26 protein-coding genes and 2 pseudogenes are annotated in these 25,583 nt (G+C 69.3%); 20 read left to right on the forward strand and 8 right to left on the reverse strand.

The features are described 5' to 3' along the window. Positions 1-58 precede the first annotated feature (58 nt). The gene (locus tag QM774_RS03080; protein WP_414974487.1) at positions 59-1,678 is read left to right on the forward strand and encodes a GAF domain-containing protein; all 1,620 of its coding nucleotides are present in this window, start codon (positions 59-61) and stop codon (positions 1,676-1,678) included. Positions 1,679-1,690: 12 nt separating this feature from the next. On the opposite strand, the gene QM774_RS03085 is transcribed toward QM774_RS03080, so the two are convergent. From QM774_RS03085 to QM774_RS03095, 3 genes are read right to left on the reverse strand one after another with little or no spacing between them, the layout of a single operon-like run. Beyond that, positions 1,691-2,125, reverse strand: coding sequence for an SRPBCC family protein (locus tag QM774_RS03085; protein ID WP_414974488.1), 435 nt, complete (start codon positions 2,123-2,125; stop codon positions 1,691-1,693). Positions 2,126-2,136: 11 nt separating this feature from the next. Continuing rightward, the gene (locus QM774_RS03090) at positions 2,137-2,880 is read right to left on the reverse strand and encodes a hypothetical protein (RefSeq protein ID WP_414974489.1); all 744 of its coding nucleotides are present in this window, start codon (positions 2,878-2,880) and stop codon (positions 2,137-2,139) included. A 16-nt stretch (positions 2,881-2,896) separates the two neighbouring features. Next, positions 2,897-3,571, reverse strand: a complete 675-nt coding sequence (locus tag QM774_RS03095) for a response regulator (protein ID WP_414974490.1) — start codon at positions 3,569-3,571, stop codon at positions 2,897-2,899. Positions 3,572-3,677: 106 nt separating this feature from the next. Between QM774_RS03095 and QM774_RS03100 the strand changes: the two genes are divergently transcribed. The 3 genes from QM774_RS03100 to QM774_RS03110 all read left to right on the forward strand — a co-directional run bounded on the left by QM774_RS03100 (position 3,678) and on the right by QM774_RS03110 (position 6,437). Beyond that, the gene (locus QM774_RS03100) at positions 3,678-4,661 is read left to right on the forward strand and encodes an acyl-ACP desaturase (RefSeq protein WP_414974491.1); all 984 of its coding nucleotides are present in this window, start codon (positions 3,678-3,680) and stop codon (positions 4,659-4,661) included. 94 nt (positions 4,662-4,755) lie between these two features. Next, on the forward strand, positions 4,756-5,970 hold the full coding sequence (gene cobA, locus QM774_RS03105; RefSeq protein ID WP_414974492.1) for a uroporphyrinogen-III C-methyltransferase: 1,215 nt from the start codon (positions 4,756-4,758) through the stop codon (positions 5,968-5,970). After that, the gene (locus QM774_RS03110) at positions 5,967-6,437 is read left to right on the forward strand and encodes a hypothetical protein (RefSeq protein ID WP_414974493.1); all 471 of its coding nucleotides are present in this window, start codon (positions 5,967-5,969) and stop codon (positions 6,435-6,437) included. The genes cobA and QM774_RS03110 overlap by 4 nt, the downstream gene beginning before the upstream one ends. 19 nt (positions 6,438-6,456) lie before the next feature. Here the strand turns inward: QM774_RS03110 and yaaA are convergent, their stop codons facing one another. Further along, a complete protein-coding gene (gene yaaA, locus QM774_RS03115) occupies positions 6,457-7,197 on the reverse strand; it encodes a peroxide stress protein YaaA (RefSeq protein WP_414974494.1) in 741 nt (246 codons plus the stop codon). Between the two features lie 42 nt (positions 7,198-7,239). On the opposite strand from yaaA, the gene QM774_RS03120 reads away from it, so the two are divergent. Further along, the gene (locus QM774_RS03120) at positions 7,240-8,985 is read left to right on the forward strand and encodes a proline--tRNA ligase (RefSeq protein ID WP_414974495.1); all 1,746 of its coding nucleotides are present in this window, start codon (positions 7,240-7,242) and stop codon (positions 8,983-8,985) included. A 6-nt stretch (positions 8,986-8,991) separates the two neighbouring features. On the opposite strand, the gene QM774_RS03125 is transcribed toward QM774_RS03120, so the two are convergent. Together QM774_RS03125 and QM774_RS03130 are read right to left on the reverse strand one after the other, a co-directional pair. Then, entirely contained in the window at positions 8,992-9,423 is a 432-nt protein-coding gene (locus QM774_RS03125) for a ferritin-like domain-containing protein (protein ID WP_414974496.1), read from the reverse strand. Continuing rightward, positions 9,420-10,010, reverse strand: a complete 591-nt coding sequence (locus tag QM774_RS03130) for a hypothetical protein (protein ID WP_414974497.1) — start codon at positions 10,008-10,010, stop codon at positions 9,420-9,422. The genes QM774_RS03125 and QM774_RS03130 overlap by 4 nt, the downstream gene beginning before the upstream one ends. A gap of 15 nt (positions 10,011-10,025) precedes the next feature. On the opposite strand from QM774_RS03130, the gene rimP reads away from it, so the two are divergent. The 8 genes from rimP (at position 10,026) to QM774_RS03170 (ending at position 18,429) form a co-directional block, all read left to right on the forward strand. After that, positions 10,026-10,562 carry a ribosome maturation factor RimP gene (rimP, locus tag QM774_RS03135; RefSeq protein WP_414974498.1) on the forward strand — a complete coding sequence of 179 codons (537 nt, stop codon included), beginning with the start codon at positions 10,026-10,028 and terminating at the stop codon, positions 10,560-10,562. A 97-nt stretch (positions 10,563-10,659) separates the two neighbouring features. Continuing rightward, positions 10,660-11,715, forward strand: coding sequence for a transcription termination factor NusA (nusA, locus tag QM774_RS03140; RefSeq protein WP_414974499.1), 1,056 nt, complete (start codon positions 10,660-10,662; stop codon positions 11,713-11,715). A gap of 84 nt (positions 11,716-11,799) precedes the next feature. Beyond that, a complete protein-coding gene (locus QM774_RS03145; protein WP_414974500.1) occupies positions 11,800-12,042 on the forward strand; it encodes a YlxR family protein in 243 nt (80 codons plus the stop codon). An 86-nt stretch (positions 12,043-12,128) separates the two neighbouring features. Next, positions 12,129-14,882, forward strand: coding sequence for a translation initiation factor IF-2 (gene infB / locus QM774_RS03150; protein WP_414974501.1), 2,754 nt, complete (start codon positions 12,129-12,131; stop codon positions 14,880-14,882). Next, entirely contained in the window at positions 14,882-15,331 is a 450-nt protein-coding gene (gene rbfA / locus QM774_RS03155; RefSeq protein ID WP_414974502.1) for a 30S ribosome-binding factor RbfA, read from the forward strand. Before infB ends, rbfA begins: the two co-directional genes overlap by 1 nt. Next, positions 15,312-16,271 carry a DHH family phosphoesterase gene (locus tag QM774_RS03160; RefSeq protein ID WP_414974503.1) on the forward strand — a complete coding sequence of 320 codons (960 nt, stop codon included), beginning with the start codon at positions 15,312-15,314 and terminating at the stop codon, positions 16,269-16,271. The genes rbfA and QM774_RS03160 overlap by 20 nt, the downstream gene beginning before the upstream one ends. Positions 16,272-16,369: 98 nt before the next feature. Beyond that, entirely contained in the window at positions 16,370-17,587 is a 1,218-nt protein-coding gene (locus QM774_RS03165) for an MATE family efflux transporter (protein WP_414976572.1), read from the forward strand. Between the two features lie 65 nt (positions 17,588-17,652). Continuing rightward, a complete protein-coding gene (locus tag QM774_RS03170) occupies positions 17,653-18,429 on the forward strand; it encodes an esterase/lipase family protein (protein WP_414976573.1) in 777 nt (258 codons plus the stop codon). A 1-nt stretch (position 18,430) separates the two neighbouring features. Here the strand turns inward: QM774_RS03170 and QM774_RS03175 are convergent, their stop codons facing one another. Further along, on the reverse strand, positions 18,431-18,772 hold the full coding sequence (locus QM774_RS03175; protein ID WP_414974504.1) for a GNAT family N-acetyltransferase: 342 nt from the start codon (positions 18,770-18,772) through the stop codon (positions 18,431-18,433). Between the two features lie 66 nt (positions 18,773-18,838). Then, positions 18,839-20,042, reverse strand: a pseudogene (locus QM774_RS03180) (NAD(P)/FAD-dependent oxidoreductase). A gap of 83 nt (positions 20,043-20,125) precedes the next feature. On the opposite strand from QM774_RS03180, the gene QM774_RS03185 reads away from it, so the two are divergent. The 7 genes and pseudogenes from QM774_RS03185 to QM774_RS03215 all read left to right on the forward strand — a co-directional run bounded on the left by QM774_RS03185 (position 20,126) and on the right by QM774_RS03215 (position 25,575). Next, positions 20,126-20,650: a TetR/AcrR family transcriptional regulator gene (locus QM774_RS03185; RefSeq protein WP_414974505.1), complete on the forward strand. Its 525-nt coding sequence runs from the start codon at positions 20,126-20,128 to the stop codon at positions 20,648-20,650. A 71-nt stretch (positions 20,651-20,721) separates the two neighbouring features. Continuing rightward, positions 20,722-21,082: pseudogene (locus tag QM774_RS03190) on the forward strand (DoxX family protein). 73 nt (positions 21,083-21,155) lie between these two features. Further along, positions 21,156-21,356, forward strand: coding sequence for a helix-turn-helix transcriptional regulator (locus QM774_RS03195; protein WP_414974506.1), 201 nt, complete (start codon positions 21,156-21,158; stop codon positions 21,354-21,356). Between the two features lies 1 nt (position 21,357). Next, the gene (locus QM774_RS03200) at positions 21,358-21,759 is read left to right on the forward strand and encodes a hypothetical protein (protein WP_414974507.1); all 402 of its coding nucleotides are present in this window, start codon (positions 21,358-21,360) and stop codon (positions 21,757-21,759) included. 29 nt (positions 21,760-21,788) lie between these two features. Then, positions 21,789-22,757 carry a metallophosphoesterase family protein gene (locus QM774_RS03205; RefSeq protein WP_414974508.1) on the forward strand — a complete coding sequence of 323 codons (969 nt, stop codon included), beginning with the start codon at positions 21,789-21,791 and terminating at the stop codon, positions 22,755-22,757. Positions 22,758-22,838: 81 nt separating this feature from the next. Further along, positions 22,839-23,501: a 4'-phosphopantetheinyl transferase family protein gene (locus QM774_RS03210; RefSeq protein WP_414974509.1), complete on the forward strand. Its 663-nt coding sequence runs from the start codon at positions 22,839-22,841 to the stop codon at positions 23,499-23,501. A 4-nt stretch (positions 23,502-23,505) separates the two neighbouring features. Next, positions 23,506-25,575, forward strand: a complete 2,070-nt coding sequence (locus QM774_RS03215; RefSeq protein WP_414974510.1) for an acyltransferase family protein — start codon at positions 23,506-23,508, stop codon at positions 25,573-25,575. The last annotated feature ends 8 nt before the right edge of the window (positions 25,576-25,583 follow it).

Below are 25,583 nucleotides of genomic sequence, written 5' to 3' on the forward strand. Positions count from 1 at the left end.
AGTGTTCGTCGGCCGGCTTCCCGCGTGGAGGCCGGCCGTCGCTCGTTAGGGTGATGTGGTGACCAACGACGCCGAGAAACCGCGCCCGGGCACCCTCGCCCTGCGGACGGCACTCGACGCCCTCACCGAACAGGACAACGATCCCGCGGTCCTGCGCCAGCTCCTCGAAGCGGTCCTGCTGGTCGGCCAGGAACTGGAACTCGACCAGGCTCTGCAACGCATCGTCGAGGTCGCGGCCTCGGTGCTCGACGCGCAGTACTGTGCGCTCGGCGTGCGGGGACCGGAACTGGGGCTGCAGGCCTTCGTCTACACCGGAATCTCGGCCGAGGTGCGCGCCCGGATGGGGCCGCTGCCGGTCGGCAAGGGCGTGCTCGGTGAACTGCTCCACCATCCGGAGGTGCTGCGCATCCCGCACCTGTCGCAGCACCGGGCATCGGTGGGATTCCCGCCTCATCATCCGCCGATGGACACCTTCCTCGGTGCCCCGATCATCGTGCGCGGCGAACTGTTCGGCTCGATCTATCTGACCGAGAAGCAGTCGCTGCCGCAGTTCACCGAACAGGACGAGAAGATCGTCTCGGTGCTCGCGGTGGCCGCGGGTATCGCCGTCGACAACGCGCGACTGTTCGAACGGCAGCGCACCCGGCATCGGTGGATGGAGATCCTCGCGCACCGGGGCTCCGAACCGATGGCGGGCATCGCGTTGGAGGACACCCTCAACGGCCTGTGTGCGGATGTCGCGAGTCTCACCGGCGCCGTCGACGTGTTCATCGTGAACTCGGACGCGGGCGAGCTCAGCCTCGCCGGCCACACCGGGCGTCCGGTCGATCCCGAGCACATCACCTGGCCGGGACTGTCGTTCAGCGTCGGCGAGGCCTCCGGCGCCGACTGGATGCGGCGCGGCGCGCGGTGGAAGACGGCGCAGCCGATGCCGAGCGCCGCCGGCGACTACGGCGCCATCGTCCTGACCCACAAGGATCGCCCGCAATGGGAACCGGAGGAGGTCGCCGGCCTGTCCGGTGTCGCACGCGTCGCGTCGCTCGCGGTCGCCTACGCCGAGCAGCAGCGGCTCGCCCGGGACCTGGAGATGCTCGAGGACCGGCACCGGATCGCCCGGGATCTGCACGACCACGTCATTCAGCGGCTCTTCGCGATCGGCATGTCACTGCAGACGATGCAGGCCTCCCCGGACCAGGTGGAGGAGCGGATGGCGCAGGTGCTCGACGACCTCGACGCCACCATCGCGCAGATCCGGACATCGATCTTCGACCTGCAGCACGCATCCATCGAGGGGGAGCCGGCCACCCTGCGCCGCAAGGTGCTCGACGTGGTCGCCGAACTCGGCCGCCATGCGCCGATCGTGCCGAGCGTCAGCTTCTCCGGCCCCGTCGACACGCTGGTGCCGAACTCGCTCGCCCCGCACATCGAGGCGGTGCTGCGGGAAGGGTTGTCGAATGCGCTGCGGCACTCCGGCGGCGATCGGATCGGAGTGCGGATCGTGGCCGACGACGTGCTGACCGTCGAAGTGTCGGACAACGGTCACGGCATCCCGACCGACATCGCCTACCGGGGGCTGCGGAACCTCACCAAGCGGGCCGACGAATGCGACGGCAACTTCACCGTCGACACCCACCCGGACAAGGGCACCACCCTGATCTGGGAGGTTCCGCTGCCCTGACGTGCGAGCCGGTCAGGATTCGAGGTCGGCGGCGCAGGCGTTCAGGATCGCGTCGAAGCTGCCCGGCAACAGGCGGGAGGTGAGCGCCTCCATGGGCTTGCCGCCGCCCGAGCGCGGATGGCTGTACACCGACACCCAACGCACATGCGTGCCGTCGGGGGTGGGCGTGAGCGTCACCGAGCCGTCCTGGTGGTCGATGGCCGGCACCGACGTGACGATCCGGTAGTCGTAGCGGTGCGGAGGGTCGTAGGCGGTGATCTGCTCGCGGGCCCACAGGCCGAGCGCGAACACCTCGCGGACCGCGCCGACGCCCGGGGCGGTGGTGCCGCCGGCCCAGCCGGCCTTCACCGCCAGCGGTGCCGCCGTCAGATGCGACGGATCGGTGAGCCACGCGAACACCCGATCCGGGGTGGCGGCGATGGTGCGCTCGATGATCAATTCGGCCATGTCGGCTTCGTTCAGTCGAGCAGTCGTCGGTCGGTGATGTCGCCGGTCGGCAGGATCAGGACGTCGCGGTCGGCGGTGAGCACGTGCACGAATCCGGGTGCCTCGTCGAGCACCCAGCCGTCGATGGTGCCGTGCGTGGTGGTGGCGATGCGTTCCTCGCTCATCCACGGATGATCGTCGACGGCCGCCAGCACCAGGATCCCGATCCCGGCGATCAGTGCGATCTGGGTGATCGCGCCGACCGCGAAACGCCGCAGGACGCCGGCGTGCACGAACACGCGGATCAGCACCAGAACCAGGCCGAACGCCGCCGCGCCGACGAGGGTCCACGGATTGCGGTACGTGTAGGTCATCGCGAAGGCGACGACGGCCAGCGCCACGACCGCCAGCACGTTCGACACCGTGATCTGTCCCTTGTGCTCCGGCAGCGGCCAGAGCAGGCGGATCAGCGCGAGGGGCAGAAGGATCGCGACGAAGACACCGGTCACCCACGGCTGGCCGGCGATCGTGCCGAAGGCGATCGCGAACGAGTCGCTGAAGTCGAAGGTGTCGGCGACGGCGGCGACCGTGTTCCAGTGCCAGTGGGAGACGGCGAGCAGCCGGAGCACCAGGAACAGCACGACCACGGCGGCGGTGGTGCCGAGTTCGACGTCGAACCGTCGGTCGCGGGCGGCGTCGTCGGCCGAGACGTCGTCGGCGATGTCCTCGGCGTCCTCGGCGGCGTCGTCGGGGTCGTTCGGCGGGGCGGTGCTCACCGGATCGGCTTGCCGGTCAGCGTTCGCGTTCGCGAAGCTCGGTGGCCATCACCGCGACCTGGGTGCGTCGCTGCATGTCCAGCTTCGCCAGGATGTGCGAGACGTAGTTCTTGATGGTCTTCTCGGCCAGGAACATGCGTTCGGCGATCTGCCGGTTCGTCAGCCCTTCGCCGATCAGGGTGAAGACCTCGCGCTCCTGACCGGTGAGGTCGGCGAGCGGGTCGTTCTTCTCCTTCTTCTCGTCGCGCAGCTTGGCCAGCAGGGCGGCGGTGCTGCGGTCGTCGAGAAGAGAGCCGCCGTTGCCGACCGTTCGGACGGCGGCGATCAGGTTCTGGCCCAGGATCTGCTTGAGCACGAAGCCGGAGGCACCGGCCATCACCGCGGCCAGCAACGCGTCGTCGTCGGCGTAACTGGTGAGCATCAGGCAGCGGATGTCCGGGTAGCGGGAACGGATATCCCGGCACAGCTCCACACCGTTGCCGTCGGGGAGCCGCACGTCCAGGACGGCGACGTCGGGGCGTGCGGTCCCGATCGCGGTCATCGCCTCCCGCACCGTGGCGGCCTCGCCGATCACCTGCAGCCCGGGCTCGGTGCTCAGCAGGTCACGCAGACCGCGCCTGACCAGCTCGTGGTCGTCGACAAGGAACACTCGAACCGCTTTCGGCTGCGGAGCGGAGGGCTGGCTGGACATAGGGAAACGGTACCTCAGGGCCCGGTGAAATCCCGACGAGCGACCCACCCGGTTCGGGACCTTCGGCTCAGGCGTCACAGCCGTCACAGCGGCGAGGATCAAGGGCATGACTGCACTGATCGGTAAGAAAATGAGCGGCTCCGACCTCCTGCGCGAGCTGCTTCCCGTCTGTGAGACCGAAGTCGAGCGGCACATGAAGATGACCCGCGACTGGCATCCGCACGACTACGTGCCGTGGGACGAAGGCCGCAACTTCGCCATGCTCGGCGGCACCGACTGGGATCCCGAGCAGTCGCAGCTGTCCGAGACGGCCAAGGCCGCGATGATCACCAACCTGCTGACCGAGGACAACCTGCCGTCCTACCACCGGGTGATCGCCGAGAACTTCAGCCTCGACGACGCCTGGGGATTCTGGGTCGGCCGGTGGACGGCCGAGGAGATGCGCCACTCCACGGTCATGCGTGACTACCTGGTCGTCACCCGCGGCGTCGACCCGGTGGAGCTCGAAGAGATCCGCATGGCGCACATGACCTCCGGCTTCAACCCGCTGCCCGAGGACGACGGGCAGCGTGACCACAGCTACGACATGCTGTTCGCCGTCGCCTACGTCTCGTTCCAGGAGCTGGCCACCCGTGTGAGCCACCGCAACACCGGTAAGGCCTGCGGCGATCCGATCGCCGACCGCATGCTGCAGCGCGTGGCCGCCGACGAGAACCTGCACATGCTCTTCTACCGGAACATCGTGTCCGGAGCCCTCGAAGTGGTGCCCGACGAGGCGATGGCCGCCATCTACGCCATCGTCTCCAACTTCCAGATGCCCGGCGCCACCATGCCGAACTTCCGCCGCAACGCGGTGCTGATCGCCAAGGGCGGCATCTACGACCTCCCGCAGCACATGGAGGAGGTCGTCATGCCGGTGCTGCGCAAGTGGCGGATCTTCGAACGTGAGGACTTCGGCCCGATCGGTGAGATGTACCGCGAGAAGCTGGCCGCGTTCCTCGACGACATGAACATCAAGGTCGAGAAGTTCGAGGCCGCCCGCGCCCGCGCCATCGCCCGGGAACAGGCGAAGGGCACGCAGACCGCCTGAGACCTCCGCTCCCTGGGCCTGCCGAACCTCCGCTCCTTGAGCCCGTCGAACCTCCGCTCCTTGAGCCTGTCGAAAGGAAAGTAGGCTCGGAGGAATGAGTGAGGGGCACTATCTGGCCGGGCTGGACCTGAACGGCCGGAAGGTCGTGGTGGTGGGCGGCGGCAGCGTCGCGCAGCGCCGCTTCCCGGCCCTGCTGGCCGCCGGTGCCCGCATCGAGGTGATCGCTGTGGACCCGACCCCGGCCGTGGAGGCCGACACCCGCCTCACGGTGCACCGACGCGCCTACCGTGACGGCGATCTGGACGGTGCCTGGTATGCGATGGCGTGCACCGACGATCCGGTGGTGAATGCGGCGGTCGCGGCCGAGGCGCAGCGGCGGCGCGTGTTCTGTGTGCGTTCGGATCAGGCACGTTCGGGTACCGCGGTCACTCCGGCCACAGGCCGCTTCGACGGCCTGCAGTTCGGTGTGCTGGCCGGCGGCGACCACCGGCGTTCGGCGGCGGTCCGCGCCGCGATCGCTCAGGCGCTGGCCGAGGGCGGGTTGCCCGACGCCGACGCACCTCACGCCCCGGGTGTCGCGCTGGTGGGCGGCGGTCCCGGCGATCCGGACCTGATCACCGTGCGTGGCCGTCGCCTGCTGGCCCGCGCCGACGTCGTCGTCGCTGATCACCTCGGTCCGTCGGCGCTGCTCGGACAGTTGGGTCCACAGGTCGAACTGATCGATGCCGCCAAGATCCCGTACGGGCGCGCCATGCGGCAGGAGAAGATCAACGAGCTGCTGGTCGACCGGGCGACGTCCGGGAAGTTCGTGGTGCGCCTCAAGGGCGGTGATCCGTTCGTGTTCGGCCGCGGCTTCGAGGAACTGCAGGCCTGCGTCGACGCGGGCGTGCCGGTCACGATGGTTCCCGGCATCACCTCGCCGATCGCAGGACCCGGTCTCGCCGGGATTCCGGTCACGCACCGCGGCGTCACTCACGAGATCGTCATCGTCTCCGGTCACGTGGCCCCCGACGATCCGGCGTCGCTGACCGACTGGGACGCGCTCGCCAAGCTGCAGGGCACTCTGGTGCTGATGATGGCGGTGCAGCGCGTCGACGCCTTCGCTCGTGCGCTGCTCGACGGCGGCCGCGACCCGGCGACGCCCGTGGCGATGATCGAGAACGCGTCCCTCGGCGATCAGCGGCTTCTCCGCAGCGACCTGGCGCACTGCGCACAGACCGCCGTCGACGAGGAGCTCCGGTCGCCGGCGATCATCGTGATCGGCCCCGTCGCGGGCTTCACCGAGGGGGATAAGGTGCAACGCGCATGAAGGCCGGGTGGATCGTCGGCACGCTGTGCGGCCTGATTCTGGTGGTGGCCGCCGCCGGGTCGTGGGCGATGCCGCCGCTGTGGACCGCCGTCCTGGTCGGCGTCGCCGTCGTGGTGATGTCGGTGTGGCAGTGGTTGCGGCGCCGTCGCGGGATCGCTCCGGTCTCCACGTCGAACTGGGTGACGATCGGTGTTCCGGTCCTGTTCGGGGCCCTGGCCGTGACCGCGTTGAACGGCTGGATCATGCAGGTGTCCCGCGACGCCGACGATCACGGTTCGGTCGGCACCGAACTGCTGATCGGCTTCGCCACCGGTGTCGTGTTCATGGCCGCCGCCTACGGGTACGGGCGTGTCCGGGCGCAGAAGGTTCAGCAGGCCGAGCAGCAGTACGGCGCCGCGCAGGATCCGGGGGACGACGAGATCGACCCCAACGAGTGGCTGCGCACCTTCAGCCGCGAGGACCGCTGACCGGTCGAGACCGGCTCGGTCAGTCGGTGACGACCGTGATCTCGCGCGGCGACGTGATCTCCACACGGTGACCCGCGTTTGACAGGACCGCCGCCAGCTTGTCGATGTTCGTCACGTTCGCACGCGTTTCGACGAGGCTGCGGGTGATCAGGCCCTTGTAGTGCTTGTTGAAGTGGCTGACCACCTTGCGAGAGCCGTCCGGCTGCTCGGTGACCACGGTGGCGGTGACCGAGTTCTTCACCGGGCCCAGGCTCAGGTAGGCGCCCGAACGCAGATCCAGGACGAAGTCGTCGATCGCGTCGAGGGCGGAGGAGAGCACCGGCTTCCAGGTCGAGGCGAGCGTGCCGAAGCCGGGCAGCTTCGAGCCGCCCGACAGCCGATAGGCCGGGATCGGATCGCCGGACCGCACCACACCGAACAGCGCCGAACCGATCATCAGACGGTCGGCTGCCTTCGCCTTGCTCGCACGCGACAGTCCCGGATAGTCGAGAGCGTCGTAGAGGACGCCGGTGTACCGCTCGATCGCCGGGCGGGTGGGGGACTCGAACAGATCGGCGTTGCGATCCACCTCGGTCAGCTGCGACTCGCCGAGACCCAGCGCCTTCCGGGAGGCGTCCAGGTCCGACGCTAGGGCGACGATCGCGTCGGCGACCCGGCGACGCACCGGATTCAGCTCCGGGAGGCAGAGTCGGTCCAGGTCGAGCGGGGCGCCTTTTCCGCCGTCGGACTTGGTCTCGGAGGGAGGCAGGATCACCAGCACCCGAACACTCTAACGGGGGGTTACACCGATACAGTTACCTGCGTGATCACCCGTATGTCTCACCTGTTCCTGCGGACCCTGCGCGACGACCCGGCCGACGCCGAGGTGCCCAGCCACAAGCTGCTCGTCCGCGCCGGCTACATCCGGCGTGCCGCCCCGGGCGTCTACGAGTGGCTTCCGCTCGGGCTGCGCGTGTTCCGCAACATCGAGAACGTGGTGCGCGAGGAGATGAACGCGATCGGCGCGCAGGAGATCCTGCTGCCCGCGCTGCTGCCGCGCGACCCGTACGAGACCACCGGGCGCTGGACCGAATACGGCAACGCGCTGTTCCGTCTCCAGGACCGCAAGGGCGCCGACATGATGCTCGGCCCCACCCACGAGGAGATCTTCACCCAGCTGGTGAAGGGCGAATACAGCTCGTACAAGGATCTGCCGGTCACGCTGTACCAGATCCAGACCAAGTACCGCGATGAGGAACGCCCCCGTGCGGGCCTGCTGCGCGGCCGCGAGTTCGTCATGAAGGACTCGTACTCCTTCGACCTCGACGACGACGGCCTGCGCAAGTCGTACGCCGACCACCGGTCCGCCTACCAGCGCATCTTCGACCGTTTGATGATCACCTACGTCATCTGCGCGGCCACGTCCGGCGCCATGGGCGGCAGTGCCTCGGAGGAGTTCCTGGCCGAATGCGAGGTCGGTGAGGACACCTTCGTGCGCAGTACGGAGTCGGACTACGCCGCCAACGTCGAGGCCGTCGTCACGCAGGCGCCGGCCGAGCAGCCGCTCGACGGACTGCCCGCCCCGACCGTCCACGAGACCGGTGACACCCCGACCATCGACACCCTCGTCGCGTGGGCGAACGAAGCCTTGGACGGCGACTACACCGCTGCCGACACCCTCAAGAACGTGATGGTCAAGATCCGTCAGCCCGGCGAGGACTGGGTGATCACCGGCGTCGGCGTCCCCGGTGACCGCGAGGTCGATATGAAGCGCCTCGAGGCGGCCGTCGAACCGGCCGAGGTCGAGTTGCTCACCGAGGACGACTTCACCGCGAATCCGGCACTGGTCCGCGGCTACATCGGCCCCAAGGGTGTGCAGGCCGCCGGCGGGACTTACCTCGTGGATCCGCGCGTGGTGACCGGCACCCGCTGGATCACCGGCGCCGACGAGAAGGGCAAGCACGTCGTCGACCTGGTCGCCGGCCGCGACTTCACACCCGACGGAGTGATCGAGGCCGCCGAGGTGCGGGACGGCGATCCGTCGCCGGACGGCAAGGGTGTTCTGCAGGCGGCCCGCGGCATCGAGATCGGGCACATCTTCCAGCTGGGCCGCAAGTACACCGACGCCTTCGAGTTCGACGTGCTCGGCGAGAACGGCAAGCCGGTGCGCGTGACCATGGGCTCCTACGGCGTGGGCGTCTCGCGACTGGTCGCGGTGATCGCCGAGCAGCTCCACGACGAGAAGGGCCTGCGCTGGCCGCGTGAGATCGCGCCGTTCGACGTGCACCTGGTGATCGCCAACAAGGACGAGGCCGCCGTCGCCGGAGCCCAGCAGATCGCCGACGAGCTCGACGCCGCCGGCATCGACCTGCTCTTCGACGACCGCAAGGCGTCGCCGGGCGTGAAGTTCAAAGACGCCGAACTGCTCGGCATCCCGACGGTCGTGGTCGTGGGCCGCGGCTGGGCGGACGGCACCGTCGAGATCCGCGACCGGTTCACCGGTGAGGCCACGGCCGTCCCGATCGCCGACGCCGTCGCCACCGTGACGAAGGCCGTCAACGGCAACTGATGTCGGTCAGGACGGCTGGCCGGGGAACGGCACGGTCGCCGGCGACTGTCCGAGGACTCCGCGCCAGTGCGCGGACCGCTTGGCGCTGCTGGTGAGCGCGTCGACGGCGCGACGGCGCAGACCGGCGTCGTCCACCTGCTCCAGCATGGCCCGGTAGGCGCGGGCGCAGTCCTCCTCGGCCGCCAGCAGCACGGTGGCCGACGACTTGGGGTCGGTCACCGGCGTCGGCAGGTCGTAGCCGGGAGCCGGCGGCTCGGTGCCGCCGCCCGCCGCGGTGAGGTCGTCGTTCAGCTCGTTGCGGCGGATCCGGTGATCGGCGATGAACTCGGCGACCGTGCCCCGCTCGGCCGGACCGATGAACGCGGTGGTCACGCCATAGGTGAAGATCGCCGCGTTCTCGGCGTCGATCGCGTTCTTCAGGGCGTCGGCGTTCGTCATGCCAGGGCCACCTCTCGCAGCGCCGCACAGGAGGCGGCGATCGAACCGGTCAGTCCCGCGCGGTAGCCGTCGGCGTCGGTGGCGACGTCGCCGGCCTCCTTCGCCGCGGACTGCAGATCGGTGCGCAGCTTCTCCAGCGTCGTCGTCGATTCGCCCGGCGACGTCGTGATCTCCTGGGCCACCGGCGCATGCAGACGGTTGATCTCGTCGGTCAGCGCCGTCAGATGGTCGCCGCGCTCGGCCGCCACCTGCTTGAGCACGCTCGTGTAGTCGGTCTGGCGGGGCGCCAGATACTCGGCCTGCTTCTGCTGCCGCGCCGCGGTCTGCGCCAGCGGCAGCAGCGCGCGGGCGTCCTGCTCACGCTGCGACGGTCCGGTGCTGCACGCCGACACCGCGCCGACCGTCGCCGCGGCGACGGTCAGGCCGGCACCGGCACGCAGAACGGTGCGGCGGCTGGGGGCGGGGCGGGCGTCCGGCGACGCATGCGGGGAGGTCACATCGGCCGATTCTGCCAGCTTCGGTGGTCTACTAGGATGGAAGCCCTGCTGCCACGGTGCGGCGGCCTGCACGACACGAGAGCACGACACGACAGGAGGACACCGGTGATCCCGGCAACCGACGACGCCATCGGCGACCTGGTGCGCCCGGTCCTGGCCGAACTCGGCTACGACCTCGAAGACGTGTCCGCGCCCGCTGGAGGCAAGCGTGACCTGCGAATCCTCGTCGACCGCGACGGCGGCGCGAGCCTGGACGACCTCGCCGACGTCAGCCGTGAACTCGGCACCGTCCTCGACGCCTCCGACGTCCTCGGTGACACGCCCTACGACCTCGAGGTCAGCACCCCGGGGATCGGGCGCCCGTTGACCGCGCCCCGCCACTGGCGTCGCGCCCGCGGCCGCACCGTGACCGTCCGGCTGGCCGGTGGCGACACCGTCACCGGAAGGATCGCCGGCTCCGACGACACGTCCGCCACACTTCTTCACAACGACAAAGGCCGGTTCACGACCACCGACATCCCGCTCTCCGGCGTCGAGAAGGCCAAGCTGGAGGTCGAGTTCACCCGGCCCGGCCCGGCCGAACTCCGCGCCTGCGGCCTCGACGACGACGAGATCGAGCGCCGCCGCCGGCCCGCAGAGTGACGTCGGGGCCCCGGTCCACGGCCGAACGGTCTGCGGCAGAACGATCCACAACAGAACACCGACAACTCAAACCGACAAACGAATAGGAGCCATCCCCATGCACATCGACATCGCCGCCCTGCGACTCATCGAAGCCGACAAAGGCATTCCGACCGACACGGTCATCACCGCGATCGAGACCGCGCTGCTCACCGCCTACCGGCACACCGAAGGCTTCCAGCCGCATGCGCGCATCGACGTCAACCGCAAGACCGGTGAGGTGCGGGTGATGGCCCAGGAGCTCGACGACGACGGCACCGTCGTCCGCGAATGGGACGACACCCCCGAAGGTTTCGGCCGCATCGCCGCGACCACCGCGCGCCAGGTGATCCTGCAGCGTCTGCGGGACGCCGAGAACGAGAAGAACTTCGGCGAACTGGTCGCTCACGAAGGTGAGATCGTCGGCGGTGTGGTGCAGGCCGACGCCCGCGCCAACGCCAAGGGCCTCATCGTGGTGCAGATCGGCACCGACGCCAACGCCACCGAAGGCGTCATCCCCCCCGCCGAGCAGGTGCCGGGGGAGAAGTTCGAGCACGGCGACCGCATCAAGTGCTACGTCGTCGGCGTCACCCGCGGCGTGCGCGGTCCGCAGATCACCCTGTCGCGCACCCACCCGAACCTGGTCCGCAAGCTGTTCGCCCTCGAGGTGCCGGAGATCGAAGACGGTTCGGTCGAGATCGTGTCGGTGGCCCGGGAAGCCGGACACCGGTCGAAGATCGCCGTCCACACCGGCGTCGCGGGCCTCAACGCCAAGGGTGCCTGCATCGGCCCGATGGGGCAGCGGGTCCGCAACGTGATGAGCGAACTGGGCGGCGAGAAGATCGACATCATCGACTACGCGGCCGATCCGGCGGTCTTCGTCGGCAACGCCCTCTCGCCGGCGAAGGTCGTCTCGGTGACCGTCGTCGACCCCGAGCAGAAGGCCGCCCGCGTCGTGGTGCCCGATTACCAGCTCTCGCTGGCCATCGGCAAGGAGGGCCAGAACGCCCGACTGGCGGCCCGCCTCACCGGATGGCGCATCGACATCCGATCGGATGCGGACGTCGCCGGCGAGACCGGCGACGCGGCCCCGGAGTCGGCTGTCTCCGGCAGTGCCGCCGATGAGCTAGACTGATCGGTGGTTCTTCCAGAGTCGACACATCCGATCCGCATGTGCCTGGGCTGCCGCAAGCGCAGTCCGGTCATCGAGCTGGTCAGGGTGACAGTGCACGACGACCCGGAACGGCAACAGCCCGCCCTGATCGTCGATCACCGGAAGAACCTGCCGGGACGAGGCGCCTGGCTGCACCCGAACGAGGACTGTGTGTCCTCTGCGGTGCGGCGCAAAGCTTTCGGACCGGCACTTCGGACGCCCGGCCTGACGGTGCGTCCGGAAGATCTGGCCGAGATCACGGCCGGATCGGCTGAAATGGCTCCCTGGGGAGCCGGAGAAGGTGAGTGAAAGACATGAGCACACCGTGAAGTCGCCACGATGAGCACGTTTTTTAGTTAAACCGAGGCCGTAGCGGGAGCCCGCTCGGCCTCCAAGTGAGGAGAGCAGTGGCAAAGGCCCGCGTCCACGAATTGGCCAAGGAACTCGGCGTTCCCAGCAAGACAGTGCTGGAGCGTCTGAAGGAACAGGGCGAGTTCGTCAAATCCGCGTCGTCGACGGTCGAGGCCCCCGTGGCCCGTCGACTCCGTGAGTCCTTCGCCGGTCAGTCCGGCACCACATCCGACGCCGCACCCGCGGCGGAGAAGAAGCCTGCCGCCACGAAGGCGGCGACCCCGGCGGCGCCCACCCCGAGCGCGCCGACTCCGGCAGCCCCGGAGGCACCCGCCCCGGCCGCGGCCGCCCCCGCGGCGCCGGTCCCGGAGGCGCCCAAGCCGGAGACTCCGGCTCCGGCCGCACCCGCCGCCCCCGAGGCGGCGGCTCCGGCCGCACCGGCGGGTCCGCGTCCCGGCCCCGCCGCGCCGCGCCCGGCCGCCCCGCGCCCGCCGCGCGTCGGCAACAACCCGTATTCGTCGGCTCCGGTCGCTCCGCGTCCGCAGAGCCCCCGTCCGGCTCCCGGCCAGGGCGGTCCGCGCCCGGCGGCCGGTCGTCCCGGCCCCGGTGGCGCCCGTCCGGCGCCCGGTCAGGGCGGTCCCCGTCCCAGCCCGGGCAGCATGCCCCCGCGTCCCAACCCGGGTGCCATGCCGGCACGCGCCGCCCGTCCTGACGGTCGCGGCGGCGGTCGTCCCGGCGGCGGCCAGGGCCGTGGCGGTCCCGGCGGTGGCGGCGGCGGTGGTTACCGTGGCGGCCCCGGTGGCGGTGGCGGCGGTGCTCCCGCGGCCGGCGGCGGCTTCCGCGGTCGTCCCGGTGGCGGTGGTCGCGGTCGCGGCGGCGGTGCCGCAGGCGCCTTCGGTCGTCCCGGCGGCGCACCCCGCAAGGGCCGCAAGTCCAAGCGTCAGAAGCGCCAGGAATACGACTCGATGCAGGCTCCGACCGTCGGTGGCGTCCGGCTGCCGCACGGCGACGGCCAGACCGTCCGCCTCGCGCGCGGCGCATCGCTGTCCGATTTCGCCGACAAGATCGGTGCGAACCCGGCTTCGCTGGTCCAGGCACTGTTCAACCTCGGCGAGATGGTCACGGCCACCGAGTCGGTGAACGACGAGACGCTGGAGCTGCTCGGCTCGGAGATGAACTACGTCGTCCAGGTCGTCAGCCCGGAGGACGAGGATCGCGAGCTCCTGGAGAGCTTCGACCTCACCTACGGCGAGGACGAGGGCGGCGAGGACGATCTCGCACAGCGTCCGCCGGTGGTGACCGTCATGGGTCACGTCGATCACGGTAAGACCCGACTGCTCGACACGATCCGTAAGGCGAACGTCGGCGAAGGCGAAGCCGGCGGCATCACCCAGCACATCGGCGCCTACCAGGTCGTCACCGACCTCAACGGCAACATCCGTCCGATCACCTTCATCGACACCCCCGGTCACGAGGCGTTCACCGCCATGCGTGCCCGCGGTGCGAAGGCCACCGACATCGCGATCCTGGTCGTGGCCGCCGACGACGGCGTCATGCCGCAGACGGTGGAGGCCGTGAACCACGCGCAGGCGGCCGACGTGCCGATCGTCGTGGCGGTCAACAAGATCGACAAGGAAGGCGCCGATCCGTCGAAGATCCGCGGCCAGCTGACCGAATACGGTCTGGTGCCCGAGGAGTACGGCGGCGACACCATGTTCGTCGACATCTCGGCGAAGCAGGGCACCAACATCGAGCAGCTGCTCGAATCGGTGCTGCTGACCGCCGACGCGGCCCTCGACCTGCGGGCCAACCCGGAGATGGACGCTCAGGGCGTGGCCATCGAGGCCCACCTCGACCGTGGCCGCGGCCCCGTCGCGACCGTCCTGGTCCAGCGCGGCACCCTGCGTGTCGGCGACTCGATCGTCGCCGGCGACGCCTACGGCCGCGTGCGACGCATGGTCGACGAGCACGGCGAGGACGTCGAGGAGGCACTGCCTTCGCGTCCGGTGGAGGTCATCGGCTTCACGTCCGTTCCGGGCGCCGGCGACACCGTCCTGGTGGTCGACGAGGACCGCACCGCGCGTCAGATCGCGGATCGTCGTGCCGCGCGTAAGCGCAACGCACTGGCGGCCCGCAGCCGCAAGCGGATCAGCCTCGAGGACCTGGATTCGGCGCTCAAGGAGACGAGCCAGCTCAACCTGATCCTCAAGGGCGACAACTCGGGCACCGTGGAGGCGCTCGAAGAGGCGCTCATGGGTATCGAGATCGACGACGAGGTGCAGCTACGGATCATCGACCGCGGTGTCGGTGGCGTCACCGAGACCAACGTCGACCTGGCGACCGCCTCGGATGCGATCATCATCGGCTTCAACGTGCGCGCCGAGGGCAAGGCCACCGAGCGGGCGAACCGCGAAGGTGTGGAGATCCGCTACTACTCGGTGATCTACAAGGCCATCGAGGAGATCGAGGCCGCGCTCAAGGGCATGCTCAAGCCGATCTACGAGGAGTCCGAGCTCGGCCGCGCCGAGATCCGGGCGATCTTCAAGTCGTCCAAGGTGGGCAACATCGCCGGCTGCATGGTGCAGTCCGGTCTGGTGAAGCGCAACGCCAAGGCGCGACTGCTGCGCGACAACACGGTCGTCGCCGAGGACCTCACGATCAGCTCGCTGCGCCGCGAGAAGGACGACGTGACCGAGGTCCGCGAGGGCTTCGAATGCGGTCTGACGGTCACCTACTCGGACATCAAGGTCGGTGACGTCATCGAGTCCTACGAGATGGTGGAGAAGGCACGCGACTGATGGTCGATCACGCACGGGCCGCACGGCTCGCCAAGCGGATCTCCACGATCGTCGCGTCGGCGATCCACAGCGAGATCAAGGATCCGCGTCTGGAGGGTGTGACCATCACGGATTGCCGGGTGACCGGCGATCTGCACGATGCGACGCTCTTCTACACGGTGATGGGTCCCGCGGTGGACGTCGAACCGGACTACGACGGGGCGGCGGCCGGTCTGGCCGCCGCCACCGGCGCACTCCGTTCCCTGGTGGGAGCGGGGACCGGTGTGCGTTTCACGCCGACGCTGCGCTTCGAGCTGGACACCGTCCCGGACGCGACGCGGGCCATGGAGGAGCTTCTGGCCCGGGCTCGCGCCCAGGACGAGCTGGTGGCCCGCGCGGCGAAGGATGCGACACCGGCCGGTGAGGCCGATCCGTACCGTCACGACGACGATGACGACGGCGACGAGTGAGTCGGTCGGCGCCGCGCTGAGCGGCGCCGAGTCGGTCTCGATCATCAGCCACGTCCGTCCGGACGCCGACACCATCGGCAGCGCTCTGGCGCTGGGGCTCGCGCTCCGGGGTCGTGGGGTGGACGTCGCGGTGTCGTTCTCCGGTCCGGAGGAACTGCCCGGCACTCTGCGATCGCTGCCCGGTGCCGAACTCATCGTCGTCGACGATGCACTGCCGGCGGCACCGGTCGCGGTGGCCGTGGATGCGGCCAACCTGGAACGGCTCGGCCGTCTGCAGGACGTCTACTCGGCGTCGGACACCACGGTATGCATCGACCACCACGTGTCCAACGAGGGTTTCGGCGATCTGAACCTGATCGACCCGACGGCCGACTGCACGGCCGCGCTCGTCCTCGACGTGCTCGATGCGCTCGGCGTCGAGTTGACCGCGGACATCGCGACGTGTCTGTACGCGGGCCTGATCACCGACACCGGATCGTTCAAGTGGGCCCGGCCCGCATCGTTCGCGGTCGCGGCCCGGCTCACCGAGGCCGGCGTCGACAGCGCGCACTGGAGCCGCGTCCTGCTGGACTCGCATCCGTTCGGCTGGCTGCCGATGGTCTCCCAGGTCCTCGCGACCGCCGACCTCGACCGGGACGCCTGCGACGGTGCCGGTCTGGTGGTCGCCGTCATGGGCACCGACCTGTTGGCGGGGATGGACTGGGAGGACGGCGAGAGCGTCGTCGACATCGTCCGGACCGCGCGTGAGGCCGACGTGACCGCGGTCTTCAAGGAGGCCACTCCGGGCACCTGGAACGTCTCGCTCCGCAGCAAGTCGGTGGTGGACCTGATCCCGATCGCGCGGTCTCTCGGCGGCGGCGGTCACACCCGCGCCGCGGGCTACAGCGACACCGGCACCCCCGACGAGGTGGTCGGCCGGCTGCGGAAGGCACTGCAGTAGACGGACGGTCAGGCGGGGAGCAGGCCGCGACGCCGCAGAACTTCCTGCGGCTGGCGGCGTCGGCACTGGTGGTGCTGATCGCCCCGCCCCTCTATCTGATGTTCGACCTCGCCGTCGTCGGACGCCTAGGCGGTCACGACCTGGCCGCCCTGGCCGTCGCGACCCTGGTCCTCGGGATCATCAGCACCCAGCTGACCTTCCTCTCGTACGGCACCACTGCGCGTAGCGCTCGCGCCTTCGGTGCCGGCGATCGGCCGCAAGCCGTGCACGAGGGCGTGCAGGCCAGCTGGATCGCCGTCCTCGTCGGCGCCGCGATCGTGGCGGTGGCCTGGGTCTGCGCACCGTGGATCATGCGCGCGCTGGTGCCCGATCACCAGGTGGCCTCCGATGCCGCCGGCTGGTTGCGGATCGCGGTCCTCGGGGTGCCGCTGATCCTGTTGTCGATGGCCGGTAACGGCTGGATGCGCGGCGTGCAGGACACGCGGCGCCCGGTGTACTACGTGCTCGCGGGACTCGTCGTGTCCGCGGTGCTCTGCCTCGGTCTGGTCCACGGATTGGCCGGTGCGCCGCATCTGGGTCTGGAAGGCAGTGCGATCGCCAACGTCACCGGACAGTCGCTGACCGGCGCATTGTTCGCCCAACGGCTGATCCGGGAGGCGGGCGGACGGCTCGGTGTCGACGGACCGGTCATGCGGGCCCAGCTGACGATGGCCCGCGACCTCATCCTGCGGAGTGCGTCGTTCCAGGTCTGCTTCGTCTCCGCGGCCGCGGTGGCCGCCCGGTTCGGCGTCGCCGAGGTCGCGGCCCATCAGCTGGTGCTGCAGCTGTGGGACTTCATCTCCCTGCTTCTGGATTCGCTGGCGATCGCCGCGCAGCAACTGGTCGGTGCGGCGCTCGGCGCCGCCGCCTACGCGGCGGCGAGATCCGACGCGCGTCGCGCCACTACCGCCTCGCTCGGTCTATCGGGTCTGCTCGCGGTGGTCTTCGCCGGGGGAGCGTCGTTGCTGCCGCGCATCTTCACCGATGACGCCGCCATCCTGCACGCGGTCACCACGCCCTGGTGGTTCCTGGTCGCGATGCTGCCGGTGGCCGGGGTGGTGTTCGCGCTCGACGGGGTGCTGCTCGGCGCCGGCGACGTCGCCTATCTGCGGACCGCGACCCTGGCCGGTGCACTCGGAGCCTTCCTGCCGATGATCTGGCTGTCCCTGGTGTTCGACTGGGGTCTCGCCGGGATCTGGGCGGGCCTGCTGCTGTTCATGCTGACCCGGCTCGCGGCGGTCGTGTGGCGGGTCCGGTCCGGGTCCTGGGTGCACTGAGTGGCCGACGACATAGCGCGCCGACTGGAATCCGACCGGCCGCTAAGGGTACCCTCATGCCCGTGATGAAGAAGACCGCCATTCTCCTGACCAGCACCGCCGTCGCAGCGAGTGCGCTCGCCGCGGCCACCGGAGGCGTCGCCTCCGCCGAGCCGGTGAAGACCCGCGTCATCGTCACCCCCGGCCAGTCGGTCGGTGGCGTCTCGCTCGCCCCGGCCTACAACGAGATGATCAAGGATCTCGATCAGCGCGGTTACCCGACCACTCTGGTCGATGTGCCCGGCGAGGATCTGAAGGCCGACGCCAAGACCATCGGCAAGGCGGTCGACAAGCTGCACAGCGAGCACCCGAACGACAAGATCGCGATCGTCGCGCACAGCATCAGCGGCATCAGCTCGCGCTGGTACCTGAAGGAGGACGGCGGCGCCGAGAAGGTCGCCACCTACGTGGCGATCGGCACCGCGCAGTACGGCTCGCCGGCATCCTGCACGCAGGACATCGCCAAGGAGAACTGCCCGAACACGCCGTTCATCAACACCCTGAACGCCGGTGACGACACCCCGGGCCCGACCGAGTACTACGGCATCCGCAGCACCCGCGAATACGCCGACGGTCACCTCGACGGCGGGCAGTGCCGGGTCACGCCGATCCCGGAGATGAAGGGTGTGCTGGCCGACTACCAGCACACCGCTGAACCGCTGAACCACGACGTGTGGAAGGCCGTGGCCGATTCACTGGCCGGCAAGTGCGACGGCGAGTTCGTCGACGATCCGGACGGCAAGCTCACCGGTCGCAGCCAGATGCTGCCCGACGCCCCGTACTACCGCGAGCACAAGAACTGACTCAGTCGGCGACGACCGCCTGATACTGCGGGAACCGCTCGATGAAACTCTGCACGTAGGTGCACACCGGAACCACCTTCCGGCCCTGCGCGGTGACGTCGTCGAGGACCTGCGCGACCAGCAACCGGCCGAATCCGGCACGGCCGTAATCGTGGGTGACCACGGTGTGCAGCAGGACGAGATTCCCGTCGTCGGCGTTCTCGTAGCCTTCGACGCCCACCAGATCGTCCCCGGACCACAGTTCGTAGCGGTCGCGATCGGGATTGTTCTTCAGCGCGGGCGCCGGGTCGAGGGTGACCGTGGGCGGGGGTACCGGCGTCTCCGGATGTGTGTCCTGGGGCATGGAATTCACGCTACTCCGCGTGAGCCGTGTTGCGGGTGAGACGAAAGACCTCTGTCCGGATTCGTCTCAGACGTCGGTGAGCGGCGTCTCCGGGTCCGCGAGCGCCCGGGTGTCCACGGGGCGGTGTGCACCGACGAGGGCGGCGATCGCCTCGCCGTCGTCCCAGCGGTTGACGTTCATACCCGCGAGCACCCGCTGTTCGTCGTCGAGCCAGAAGGCGAGGAAGTCCATCGCGTCGAGATCGCCGCGGATCACCAGGTCGTCCGATCCCGAGGCGTGCCCGCGGTACTCCATGCCGAAGTCGTACTGGTCGGTGTAGAAGTACGGCAGCCGCTCGTACACCTCGTCGCCGCCCAGCATGTTGGCCGCCGCCACCTCCGGCTGGTTGAGAGCGTTGGCCCAGTGCTCGACACGGATCCGGCCGAACAGCGGATGATCGTGGGCGGCGACGTCGCCGGCGGCGAACACCTGCGGGTCGCTGGTCCGCAGACCGGCGTCGACCAGGACCCCGTCGCCGACGTCGAGGCCCGCGTCGGAGGCCAGTGCGGTCCGCGGGACCGCGCCGATGCCGACGAGGATCGTGCCGGCGGTCAGAGTCTGTCCGTCGTCGGTGGTGACCGTGCCGCCGGGGGCGTCACCGACATCGATCGACGTCACGCCCACACCGAGTCGCAGATCCACACCCCGGTCCCGGTGCAGTCCGGCGAGCAGATCGCCGAGGCGCGAACCCAGCACCTTCTTCGAGCGGGTGCCGGGCGGGTTCGATCACGGTGACCGCGGTACCGGCCTGCCGGGCGGTCGCGGCCACCTCCAACCCGATCCAGCCGGCACCGATCACCAGGAGCGATCGGCCGTCACCGAGCCGCTCGCGGAGCCGCTCGGCGTCGTCCAGGGTCCGCAGGTAGGCGACGTCCGGGTCTCCGGGAAAGCGCCGGGGCGCCGAGCCGGTGGCGAACAGAAGGGCGTCGTAGCGCAGGGCCGAGCCGTCGTCGAGCTGGACGAGTCGATCGCCGAGGTTCACCGCGACCGCGGTGCTGCCGGTGCGCAGATCGACGTCGTGGTCGGCGTACCAGCCGCCGTCATGCACGAACACCGACGCGGTGCCGTCCTGGCCGGCGAGGAGGCCTTTGGAGAGGGGCGGTCTCTCGTAGGGGTGATGGGCTTCGGCGCTCACGATCGTGATCGCGCCGTCGAAGCCGCGCCGGCGGAGGGCTTCGGCGGCCTTGGCTCCGGCCAGGCCGCCGCCGATGATCACGTGCTGACCGTCCATGCATCCACGCTACGCCTGATCCGATGAGGGGAGACCGGCGAAATTCCCGGCGCCCCGACACTGCCGCGCGTACCGTGATGAACATGTTCAGTGAACACGTTCAGTCGCCGCGAGCGGAGCAGCGGGAGCTGACCCGGACGCGCGTGATCACGTGCGCGCAGCGACTGTTCGTCGAACGCTGCTTCGCGGGCACCACGATCCGTGCCATCGCGGAGAACGCACAGGTCAGCGTCGGCACGGTCATGGCGGTGGGCGACAAGGACACCCTGCTGCTCGCGGCCTACGACCGGTGGATCGGGGAGATCCACGTCGGCCGGCCCGGCCCGCCCGACGGCAGCGATCCCGCCGTCCGCATCGGCGACTGCGTACAGCCGTTCCTGGATCTGTTCGCCCGGGACCTCCCGCTGTCGCGGGAATACGGTGCGGTCCTCGCCCGCGGCACCCACCGAACCGCCGTCTTCGCCGGGCTCGCGACGACTCTGATGACCGAGTTCACCGAGGTCTTCGAGGACGCGGGTCTCGGTGACGACGCCGTCCCGGCGGCCCGCGCCGCCTACCTGTCGCATTCGGCCTGCTCCTGGCGGCGGCCGGGATCGGCACCGACATGAGCGGGGTCCGCGCCCAGCTCGAAGACGTCGTCCGGGTCCTCATCCGGCGATGAGTAACGAAGGAGAGATCCATGTTCGGCGTACCCGATCCGGCGTGGCCGGTCATTCTGCTCGCCGCGGTCCTCGCCGGTGACGCACTGCTCTCGATCAAGCCGGTCCCGTTCATCCGGGACTGTCTGGACGGCGTCGGCTTCCCGCTGGACTGGGGCTGGGCTCTGGTGTGGATCAAGACGGTGGCCACGGCCGGACTGATCGTCGGCATTCTGGGAACCCGGCGTGGGCGTGGCGGCCGTCGCCGGCGTCATCGCCTACTTCCTGGCGGCGAGCGCGGCACACCTGCGGTCCCGCTTCCTGGGCGTGACGTTCTGGGTCAACTGCCTGGGCCTGCTGGCCTTCTCGGTGGCCGTGCTGCTGTACTCGTTCGTCTTCTGATTCTGCTCGAACCGGAGAGCCGGACGTCAAGGAACCTTGACGTCTGCCGAGATGTAAAGGTAGGTTGACACCAATGCGGAACAGTGTTCGTCGAGCGCGGACTGATGCCGGACTCACCCAGGTAGCGCTCGCCGAGGCACTGGGGGTTTCGCGTCAGACGGTCATCTCCATCGAGAACGGCCGGTACCTGCCGTCCCTGACGCTGGCATTCCGTATAGCTCAGTTCTTCGACGTTCGGATCGAGGAACTGTTCACACCGACAGAAGGAGATTGATATGGCAGGTCCGATCCAGGGAGAATGGCGGGCGCCGGGCATCGTCGCCGTGGTGACAGCGATCGTCTTCGTGATCGTCGGCGCGACCCATGGCTGGGTGCACGCCCTTGCGATACTCCCGATCTCCCTCGCTCTGGCTCTGTTCTTCTACTTCATGGCCAGCGGAACCACCGACTACGGTGCCTTCCTCCGGGGGCGCCTCGACGAGCGCCAGCAGGAACATGAACTTCACATCGCTGCGTTCATCGGTCGCGTTCTCGCCGTCGCGGTCGTCGTCGAATACGTCGTCGCACTGATCACCCGCACAGCGATCTGGCCGTCGCTCACTCTGATCTGCGTGATGATCGCGGCGTTCGTCGCTGCGAGAATCCTCTACCGCGAACCTTCGATAGGTGCCGACTGACGGTTGACCGCCTCTGGCAGACTGGCCGCATGGCAACGCTCTGGGCGATCAGCGACCTGCACGTCGCACACCGGGGCAACGAGCACATCGTCGATCAGATCCGCCCCACCGATCCAGGTGACTGGCTGATCGCGGCCGGCGACATCGCCGAACGCACCGACGACATCATCGACACCCTGCGGCGCCTCGCGGCGCGCTTCGACACCGTGGTGTGGGTGCCCGGAAACCACGAGCTGTACACGACCGCGAAGGATCCGCTGCAGATCCACGGCGTCGCACGCTACGACTACCTGGTGCAGGCCTGCCGGGACATCGGAGTGGTGACCCCGGAAGACATCTATCCGCTGTTCGATCCGGGCGACGGCGGCGACCCGGTTCGAGTGGTGCCGATGTTCCTGCTGTACGACTACACGTTCCGCCCGGACGGCACGACGGCCCTGCAGGCGCTGGCGGCGGCGCGGGAGAAGAACGTCGTCGCCACCGACGAGTTCCTGCTGTCGCCCGAACCGTTCGGGACGCGGGACGCCTGGGGCCGGGCCCGGGTGGAGGCCACCCGCCGGCGACTGGAAGCCATCGATCCGGCCGAGAAGACGATCCTCATCAATCATTGGCCGTTGCGCCGCGAACCCTGCGACGCGCTGTTCTATCCCGAGTTCTCGCTCTGGTGCGGCAGCGAATCGACCCGGGACTGGCACACCCGGTTCAATGCCGCCGCCTGCGTCTACGGGCACCTGCACATTCCGCGCACCACCTGGTACGACGGCGTCCGGTTCGAGGAGGTGTCGGTCGGCTATCCGCGCGAGTGGAAACGCCGTGGCCTGCCCGAGCCGCTGCTGCGGCGGATCGCACCCGACGACGGCACCTCCCCGGCGGACCTCAACGAACTGGGTGTCCGGTTCGAACTGCCGCCGGACTACGAGGAACGCGCCAAGGAGTTCCGTGAGCGGGTGCGCACTCTGCAGGAGAGGCGTGCCCGACGTTCCGCCGAGCGCGAATGAGACTCGCGGAATTCGCTGCCCCGTCGTCGCTGCTGGCACCATGGAACGTCGGAATCACTGCCGAGACGAGGAGGTGACGGCGTGATCGAGGTTCTGTTCCCCCGGGGCGTCGGCGCCGCCGAAGCCTTCGGCGACCCCGACGACGCGCACCTTCTCCCCGCCGAGGAGGGACTGATCTCCCGCGCCGTGGAGAAGCGGCGCCGCGAGTTCACCACCGCCCGGCACTGTGCACGGCAAGCCCTCGGACAGCTGGGGGTGGAGCCGGTGCCGATCCTGCGCGGCGACAAGGGGATGCCCCTCTGGCCGTCGAACGTCGTCGGCAGTCTCACGCACTGCGACGGCTACCGGGCCGCGGTGGCGGCCTACAGCCTGCAGGTGCGATCGCTCGGAATCGACGCCGAACCGCACCTGCCGCTGCCCGACGGCGTCATCGATCACACGAGCCTGCCGGCCGAGCGCGACGTCCTCGCCGGACGCGACGACTCGCTGCACTGGGACCGGCTGCTGTTCTGCGCGAAAGAAGCCACCTACAAGGCGTGGTTCCCGCTCACTCAGCGCTGGCTCGGTTTCGAGGACGCCCACATCACGTTCACCCGCGACCACGACGAGCCGGCGACCGGCCGATTCGTCTCCCGGGTCCTCATCGACGGCACCACCGTCGACGGTGGTGCGCCGCTGCTCGAGCTTCCCGGCCGGTGGATGGTGGCCGACGGCCTCATCCTGACCACGATCACCCTGAGCTGAGTTGATGACAGACAAGCACATCCCGGCCACCCGCCGGGCGGACGTCGAAGGCCTGCGCGGAGTCGCGGTCTTCCTGGTGGTCGTCTTCCACATCTGGGTCGGCACCGTCTCCGGCGGTGTGGACGCCTTCCTGTTCATCTCCGGCTTCTTCCTCATCCCGTCGCTGATCAAGGCGCAGACCGGCGACGCTCCGGTGAACAATCCGCTGCCGCGCCTGTGGCGGGTCCTCAAGCGACTGTGGCTCCCGATGGCCGCCACCGTCGCCGTGACCGTGCTGGCGACCTGGTTCGTCTACCCGTCGACACGACGATCCGAGACGCTGATCGACGGCGTGTGGTCGGATCTGTGGGCGGTCAACTGGACGTTCGCGCTGAACGGCCGGTCGTACACCGCCGCGTCGGCCATGCCGTCGCCGTTCCAGCACCTGTGGTCCCTGGCGGTGCAGGCGCAGATCTTCGCGCTCCTGATCGTCGGCATCACGCTCGCCGGTCTGGGTCTGCGCACCCTGGCACGACGCGCCGGCACGACGTCCGCCGACTCCCGGGTGCGCCGGTCCCTGATCGGTCTGGTCGTGGCCGTCACCGTCGCGTCGTTCGTCTACGCGAACGTGCTCGCGCACCTGAATCAGACGCTCAACTACTACGACACCTTCGCGCGGTTCTGGGAGATCTCGCTCGGCGGGCTGCTGGGTCTGGTGCTGACCGGGCGAGTGGTGACCGGCTGGATCCGCCAGATCGCCGGGGTGGTCGGCCTGATCATGCTGGGCATCACCGGTCTGGTGGTCAACGGCACCGCGACCTTCCCCGGCTGGCAGGCGCTGCTGCCGGTCGGCGGCGCGATTCTCGTCTTCGTCGCCGGAACCGGCGGGACCAGCGTCGTCTCGCGGATCCTGTCGACCCGCCCGCTGGTCTACCTCGGGACCATCGCCTACCACCTGTATCTGTGGCACTGGCCGATCCTGATCATGTACATCGTCTACCGGAACTATCACGCGTCGCCGATCAAATCGGTGAGCCTGGCGGCCGGGACAGCGATCATCGTCGTGTCGCTGCTGGTGGCCTCGGCCGCGCACTTCGTGTTCAAACCGGATTCGCCGATCCTGAAATACCGGGTCCGGACGCCGATCGTGATCGCCGGCACCGTCGCCGCCGTCGTGGTGGCCGTCCAGGCGTGGACCGCCCCCGCCCCGGAGGTCTCGGCCTCCCCCGTCGACCCGGTGCAGCATCCGGGTGCCGCCGCGTACGCCGACGGCGCGCCGGTGCCCGACGGTGTTCCGTTCGTTCCGACGCTCGCCGCCTCCCGCGCCGACCTCCCGGCGACCGGCCTGACCGGCTGCATGAACGACGGCCAGAAGAACTCCGACGTGGTGGCCTGCGACTACGGCGCGAAACGGGAACCCGGCCGCAAGGTGCTGATGCTGGTGGGCGGCTCGCACGCCGAGCACTTCCTGCCCGCCCTCGACCAGATCGGCAAGAAGAACGGGTTCACCGTGTCCGCCGTCATCATGGCGGGCTGCCGGATGGCCGCCGGACCGGATGCCGCCGAGTCCAGCGAGAGCCCTCGTTGTCTCGAATGGCAGCGCAAGGTGATGGACTACGTCGTCGCCCAGCGGCCGGACGCCGTCTTCACCAACGCCACCCGCCCCGGGAACAACTGGGGTGATCCCGATCAGACCCCGCAGTTCTACATCGACGTCTTCAAGCGGTTCTCCGACGCCGGGCTGACCTCGATCGGCGTCCGTGACCTGCCGTGGCTGATGGATCAGCAGGGCAACACCCGCGAACCGTTCGACTGCATGGCGGTCAAGAACGACGCGAACGCGTGCGGGGTGTCGCGCAGTTTCGCGCTGGCCCCGCAGAACCCGGCGGATGCCGCCCTCGGCGGTCTGCCCGGAGTCCACAACGTGGACTTCACCGATCTGCACTGCAACGCCACCTGGTGTCCGGTGGTGGTCGGCAACGTCCTGGTCTACCGGGACTCGAACCACTTCACCGGCACGTTCATGCGGACCATGGCCCCGTACATCGAGCGGCAGCTGGCGGCCGTCGAGCCCTGGCTCGGCGGACAGAACTAGTTCTGCCA

Source organism: Gordonia sp. (in: high G+C Gram-positive bacteria) (genome assembly GCF_047600565.1).
Lineage (GTDB): Bacteria > Actinomycetota > Actinomycetes > Mycobacteriales > Mycobacteriaceae > Gordonia.